The following is a 5,777-nucleotide window of genomic DNA, read 5'->3' as shown; positions in this document are numbered from 1 at the left end:
GGCGATATCCGCGCTGCAGCAGGTCCTCCCCAAATAGCCCGGCCGCGCAGACGCACAAACGCAGGGCCGTGGACAAGGAGCCGTAATCCTCTGCCAGGGCCGTGGCCGCGCCGAACGCCGCCAGCGCCTTTCCGTACTGCCCACCGCGTCCGTGCAGCTGCGACACCATTGCCTCCGTGAATGTCGAAAAAAGACCTGTACGCCACCACCGTTGGGTGATCAACGCCAGGTCAGACTCACCTCGTGTCAACGATCTGTCAATCACGCCCTAATTGGATTCCAGAAATCCAATTAGATAGATTGCTGTCGTGCGACTGACCAAGAGCACGGACATCGCCCTGCGCATCGCCATGCGCCTGGCGGTTGCCGACGAAGCGCAGGCGCCGACCACCCGCGAGGTGGCCGGCGCGGTCGGCGTGCCGTACACGCACGCCGCCAAGGTGGTCAGCCGCCTTCAGCACCTCGGGGTCGTCGAGGCCCGCCGGGGCCGGGGCGGCGGCCTCAGCCTCACGCCCGCCGGGCGGACCGGCTCGGTCGGCCGGCTGGTGCGCGAGCTGGAGGGCGCCGGCGACGTCGTCGGCTGCGAGGACGACCCGCCGTGCCCGCTGCGCTCGGCATGCCGGCTGCGCAGTGCGCTGCGCGCCGCACAGGAGGCCTTCTTCGCCGCTCTCGACCCGCTCACCGTCGAGGAGCTGACCGGACCGCCCACCGGGCCGGTACTGCTGAGCCTGAGCCCGCACCCACCGCAAACCTGACAGACCCTCCCCCGGGGGCGCTTCCCCGTGCCCTTTAATGCGAATCTCAGATGCAAGTTAAGGAGCTGAGCCGTCGATGCTGTCACCCAAGTCGACCGAGGTCGTCCGCGCCACCCTGCCCGCGGTCGGCGGTGCGATAGGCGAGATCACGCCGCTCTTCTACAACAAGCTCTTCGCCGCCCACCCCGACCTGCTGCGCGACCTGTTCAACCGCGGCAACCAGGCCAACGGCAGCCAGCAGCAGGCCCTCGCGGGTTCCATCGCCGCGTTCGCCTCGGCGCTGGTCGAGCGCCCGGACGTCCGCCCCGACGCGATGCTCGCGCGCATCGCGCACAAGCACGCGTCGCTGGGCATAGCCCCCGAGCAGTACCCGATCGTCCAGGAGCACCTCTTCGCCGCGATCGTCGAGGTGCTCGGCGACGCGGTCACCCCCGAGGTCGCGGCAGCCTGGGACGAGGTGTACTGGCTGATGGCCAACGCGCTGATCGCGCTGGAGGCGCGGCTCTACGAACGGGCGGGGACGGCCCCCGGCGAGGCCGGGTTCCCCTGCGAGGTCGTGGGCCGCTTCCGGGAGACGGACGAGGTGACGACCTTCGTCGTGCAGCCGGCCGACGGCCGGCCGGTGCCGGCCGGGCGGCCCGGCCAGTACGTGTCCGTCCAGGTGACGCTGCCGGACGGGGCGCGGCAGATCCGCCAGTACAGCCTGTCCGGACAGCCGGACGGGGCCCTGCAGTTCAGCGTCAAGCGGGTCGGCGACGGCGAGGTGTCCGCCCACCTGCACGACCACGCGCGCGTGGGAGAGACGATTCTCGTCAGCGCCCCCTTCGGGGACGTCGCCCTGGAGGACGGGGACGCGCCGGTGCTGCTCGCCTCGGCCGGCATCGGGTGCACGCCCATCGTCGGCATGCTGACGCATCTGGCCGCAACGGGCGCGCAGCGCAAGGTGATTGCCGTGCACGCCGACCGCAGCCCGTCGGCACATGCCTTCCGGGCCGACCTGCACTCGCTGGTCGCCAAGCTGCCGGACGCCGCGGCGCACGTCTGGTACGAGGCCCCGGAGAAGGACTGGCCCGCCGACCGGACGGGCCGCGCGGACCTCTCGCAGCTCGACATCCCCTCGGGAACCGCCGCCTACCTGTGCGGTCCGCTGCCGTTCATGCGCGCGGCGCGGGCGCAGCTGCTGGAGGCCGGTGTCGCCGCCGCGGACATCCACTACGAGGTGTTCGGCCCGGACCTGTGGCTGGGGGCGGAGGGGTAGAGGCTACCGGAGCAGAAGTGCCCCGTCAGGGGCGCGGGGAACTGCGCGACCGGCCACGACGCACCCGCAGTCGAGGTTCCCCCAGCTACCTCCCCCAGCTACCGCTGGGGGTGCCCCCAGGAGCTGCGCCCCGGACCCCGGAGGCAGTGCGTCGGCTGCAGGCCGTCGGTGGCCGGTCGCGCAGTTCCCCGCGCCCCTGACGGGGCACGAAGATCTGACAGCGGGGGCCGGTCACGGCCCGAAGTCCCCCGGGTGTCCCACGCCCGGCAGCAGCGGCCCCGGCTCTGCGGGGGCCACCTCCACCGCGTCCGTCTTGACGCTGCGCCGCTCCCAGCGCGACGCCCACGTCGCGCAGCGTGACAGCAGCATGCACATCCCGATATAGATCGGGGAAATGATCATCACGACCGGGATGAACGGCAGGTCGTAGTCCAGATTGCTCGCGATCAGCTTGCCCGCGTGCAGGAACTCCTCGTAGGTGATCAGGAAGCCGAGCGAGGTGTCCTTCAGGGCCACGACCAGCTGGCTGATGATCGCGGGCAGCATGGCCCGTACCGCCTGCGGCACCAGCACGTACGACATGACCTGGGTCTTGCGCATGCCCAGCGAGTACGCGGCCTCCCGCTGCCCGCGCTCCACGGAGTTCACGCCGGTGCGCAGGACCTCCGCGAGCACCGAGCCGTTGTAGAGGGTCAGCCCCGTGACCAGCGCGGGCAGGGGCTGGACCTTCAGGGCCACGAAGACGAAGAAGATCATGACGAGGACCGGCATCGCCCGGAAGAACTCCACCAGCACGGTGGCCGTCCAGCGCACGGCGCGGTGCTCGGACAGCCGCCCGCAGGCGAGCAGTCCGCCCAGGACGAGGGAGAGCACGGCGGCGTAGGCGAACGCCTTGAGCGTGTTGCCGAGGCCCCGCAGCAGCATCTCCTGGATGCCCTTGTACGCGAAGGGCCGCCACTTCGCCGTCGTGAACTGCTGGGTGTCGAACAGGAGATAGAGCACCAGGGCGATCACGGCCAGGATCACGGCGGTCGCCGCGACGCCGTAGAGGCGGTGACGCCGGACGGCGTTCGGGCCGGGGATGTCGTACAACGCGGAGCCGGTCGTGCTCATCGGGCGATCCCCCAGCGCTTCTCCAGCACATTGAACAGCGCGCTGATGGTCAGGGTCACGATCAGGTAGCCGACGGCGATCCAGATGAAGGACCAGACGATGCTGTAGCCGAGTTCGTTGAGCGTCTTGTACGTGCCGAGGAGCTCGGTGACGCTGAACGACCCGGCGATCGCCGAGTTCTTGGCGAGGGCGATGAGGGTCGAGCCGATGGGCGGGATGACCGAGCGGAAGGCCTGCGGCAGCACGACGGTGCCGAGGGTCTGCCCGAACGTCATGCCCAGACTGCGGGCCGCCTCGCCCTGGCCGGTGGGCACGGTGTTGATGCCCGAGCGCACGGCCTCGCAGATGAACGCCGAGGTGTAGCAGCCCAGGGCGAGGACGGCGAAGAGCTGGAACGGCAGGACGACGCCGAAGCGCGGCAGGCCGAGCAGCACCGCGAAGAACAGCAGCGTCAGCGGGGTGTTGCGCAGCACCGCGACCCACGCCGTGCCGAAGGCGCGCAGCGAGCCGACGGGGGCGACCCGGAAGGAGGCCATCACGAAGCCGAGGACCAGCGCGAGCAGCGAGGCGTAGACGGTGAGTTCGACGGTGCCGAGCAGGCCCTTGCCGTACAGGGAGAGGTTGTCGGTGAGGACGTTCATGAGGCGGTCCCGTAGCGGTCGACGGCGGGGGGCTGCGGGGCGGGCACCCCGGACAGGCCGAGGGTCGCGTCGTAGGCCTTCTTCCAGTCGCCGTTCTTCACGTGTTCCTCGATGGCGTCGTCGAGCGCGAGGCGCAGGGCGGTGTCGGCGCGGGGCACGCCGATCCCGTAGGGCTCCCGGGAGAAGGGCTTTCCGGCCATCCGGAGCTCGTCGGGCGCCTTGGCGGCGAAGCCCATGAGGATGGTGTCGTCGGTGGTGACGGCGTCCACCTGGAGGGTGAGGAGGTTGTCGACGCAGATCGAGTAGGTGTCGTAGGCGACGGCCTTGGCCTTGGGGTAGTCGCGCTGGATGCGCTGCAGCGGGGTGGAGCCCGCCGCGGAGCAGACCTTCTTGCCGTCCAGGTCCTGGGGGCCGTCGATGCCCTTCTCGTCCTTGCGGACCAGCAGCGACTGGCCGGCGATGTAGTAGGGCCCGGCGAAGCCGACCTGCTTCTTGCGGAGGGCGTTGATGGTGTAGGTGCCGACGTAGTAGTCGATCTGACCGTTCTGCAGGGCGGTTTCGCGGTTGGCCGAGGCGATGGTGCGGAAGACGATCGTCTTCGGGTCGAAGCCGAGGGAGGCGGACATCATCCGGGCGATCTCGATGTCGAAGCCGGAGTAGACGCCGGTGGCGGGGTCCTTCTCGCCGAGGTAGGGCTGGTCCTCCTTGGCGCCGACCACGAGGTGGCCGCGGTTCCTCGCGGCGCGCCAGGTGGGCGAGTCGGGCAGCTCGAAGCCGGTGGCGACCTGGTAGACGGGCAGTTGTTCGGGCTTGGGGCCCTTGACGGGCGGGCTGCCCTCCTTGCCGCAGGCGGCGGCGAGGAGGGCGACGGCGGTGAGGGCCAGTGCGGCAATGCGGCGTCGCATACGTCGTCACCCCGCTCAGTGCTTGAGGATCTTGGAGAGGAAGTCCTTGGCCCGTTCGCTCTCGGGGGCGGTGAAGAACTCCTCGGGTGTGCGGTCCTCGACGATGCGGCCGTCCGCCATGAAGACGACGCGGTTGGCGGCGTAGCGCGCGAAGCCCATCTCGTGGGTGACGACGACCATCGTCATGCCGTCCCGGGCGAGCTGGCGCATGACCTCCAGGACCTCGTTGATCATCTCCGGGTCGAGGGCCGAGGTGGGCTCGTCGAAGAGCAGCGCCTTGGGGTCCATGGCCAGCGCGCGGGCGATGGCCACGCGCTGCTGCTGCCCGCCGGAGAGCTGGGCGGGGTACTTCTCGGCGTGGGCGAGCAGTCCGACGCGCTCCAGCAGCTCGCGCGAGCGCCGGTCGGCCTCCTCCTTGCCGCGCTTGCGCACCTTGACCTGGGCCAGCGAGACGTTGGCGAGCACGGTTCTGTGCGCGAAGAGGTTGAAGGACTGGAAGACCATGCCGACGTCGGTGCGCAGCTTCGCCAGCGCCCGGCCCTCCTGGGGCAGCGGCTGACCGTCGAGGAGGATGGTGCCGGACTCGACGGGCTCCAGGCGGTTGATGGTGCGGCAGAGGGTGGACTTCCCGGAGCCGGAGGGACCGATGACGACGACGACCTCGCCGCGGCCGACGGTCAGGTTGATGTCCTGCAGCACGTGCACTTTGCCGTAGTGCTTGTTGACGTTGCGCAGTTCGATCAACGGCTCGACGGCCATACCAGCCCTACCTGTCCTCAGCTGCTCCGCAGTCGCCGCAAGCTATCCGCATCGATACGGGACTTCTCCGGTGACACGCACGCGAAGGGGGATTGAGCCGGATCGGGGTTGGGTTGACGGCCATTTGCCCTAGGCCGTGTCCGGCGGATCTTCGTCGCGCGGCACCGCAGCGCCCCGTCAGGGGCGCGGGGAACTGCGCGACCAGCCACGACGCTCCCGCAGTCGAGGTTCCCAGGGCTTCGCCCCGGACCCCTGGGTGGTGCGTCGGCTGCAGGCCGTCGGTGGCTGATCGCGCAGTTCCCCGCGCCCCCGGCGGGGGGCCCCGCAACCACCAGCGAAGAGATCG

6 protein-coding genes are annotated in these 5,777 nt (G+C 70.2%); 2 read left to right on the top strand and 4 right to left on the bottom strand.

Annotation, left to right across the window (positions count from 1 at the left end):
* Positions 1 to 308 precede the first annotated feature (308 nt).
* Both ACWD4B_RS34945 and ACWD4B_RS34940 read left to right on the top strand, forming a co-directional pair.
* The gene (locus ACWD4B_RS34945; protein ID WP_336413924.1) at positions 309 to 755 is read left to right on the top strand and encodes an Rrf2 family transcriptional regulator; all 447 of its coding nucleotides are present in this window, start codon (positions 309 to 311) and stop codon (positions 753 to 755) included.
* A 76-nt stretch (positions 756 to 831) separates the two neighbouring features.
* Positions 832 to 2,013 carry a globin domain-containing protein gene (locus tag ACWD4B_RS34940; protein WP_451424547.1) on the top strand — a complete coding sequence of 394 codons (1,182 nt, stop codon included), beginning with the start codon at positions 832 to 834 and terminating at the stop codon, positions 2,011 to 2,013.
* Between the two features lie 231 nt (positions 2,014 to 2,244).
* Here the strand turns inward: ACWD4B_RS34940 and ACWD4B_RS34935 are convergent, their stop codons facing one another.
* The 4 genes from ACWD4B_RS34935 to ACWD4B_RS34920 are packed head-to-tail and all read right to left on the bottom strand — an operon-like array spanning position 2,245 to position 5,431.
* Positions 2,245 to 3,126 carry an amino acid ABC transporter permease gene (locus ACWD4B_RS34935; RefSeq protein WP_451424546.1) on the bottom strand — a complete coding sequence of 294 codons (882 nt, stop codon included), beginning with the start codon at positions 3,124 to 3,126 and terminating at the stop codon, positions 2,245 to 2,247.
* Positions 3,123 to 3,767, bottom strand: coding sequence for an amino acid ABC transporter permease (locus tag ACWD4B_RS34930; protein ID WP_451424545.1), 645 nt, complete (start codon positions 3,765 to 3,767; stop codon positions 3,123 to 3,125). Before ACWD4B_RS34930 ends, ACWD4B_RS34935 begins: the two co-directional genes overlap by 4 nt.
* Positions 3,764 to 4,672 (bottom strand): glutamate ABC transporter substrate-binding protein, encoded by a 909-nt coding sequence (locus tag ACWD4B_RS34925; protein ID WP_451424544.1) that lies wholly within the window; start codon positions 4,670 to 4,672, stop codon positions 3,764 to 3,766. Before ACWD4B_RS34925 ends, ACWD4B_RS34930 begins: the two co-directional genes overlap by 4 nt.
* Positions 4,673 to 4,687: 15 nt before the next feature.
* Positions 4,688 to 5,431: an amino acid ABC transporter ATP-binding protein gene (locus ACWD4B_RS34920; RefSeq protein ID WP_336413919.1), complete on the bottom strand. Its 744-nt coding sequence runs from the start codon at positions 5,429 to 5,431 to the stop codon at positions 4,688 to 4,690.
* Positions 5,432 to 5,777: the final 346 nt, after the last annotated feature.

This window comes from Streptomyces sp. NPDC002536 (genome assembly GCF_053594995.1).
The sequence above is the reverse complement of the archived record's forward strand: the minus strand, read 5'-3'. Positions and strand labels throughout refer to the sequence as shown.

Coding starts and splice junctions, on each gene's coding strand:
- ACWD4B_RS34935 (WP_451424546.1), bottom strand. CDS start 3,126: ATGAGCACGACCGGCTCCGCGTTGTACGACATCCCCGGCCCGAACGCC.
- ACWD4B_RS34940 (WP_451424547.1), top strand. CDS start 832: ATGCTGTCACCCAAGTCGACCGAGGTCGTCCGCGCCACCCTGCCCGCG.
- ACWD4B_RS34920 (WP_336413919.1), bottom strand. CDS start 5,431: ATGGCCGTCGAGCCGTTGATCGAACTGCGCAACGTCAACAAGCACTAC.
- ACWD4B_RS34925 (WP_451424544.1), bottom strand. CDS start 4,672: ATGCGACGCCGCATTGCCGCACTGGCCCTCACCGCCGTCGCCCTCCTC.
- ACWD4B_RS34930 (WP_451424545.1), bottom strand. CDS start 3,767: ATGAACGTCCTCACCGACAACCTCTCCCTGTACGGCAAGGGCCTGCTC.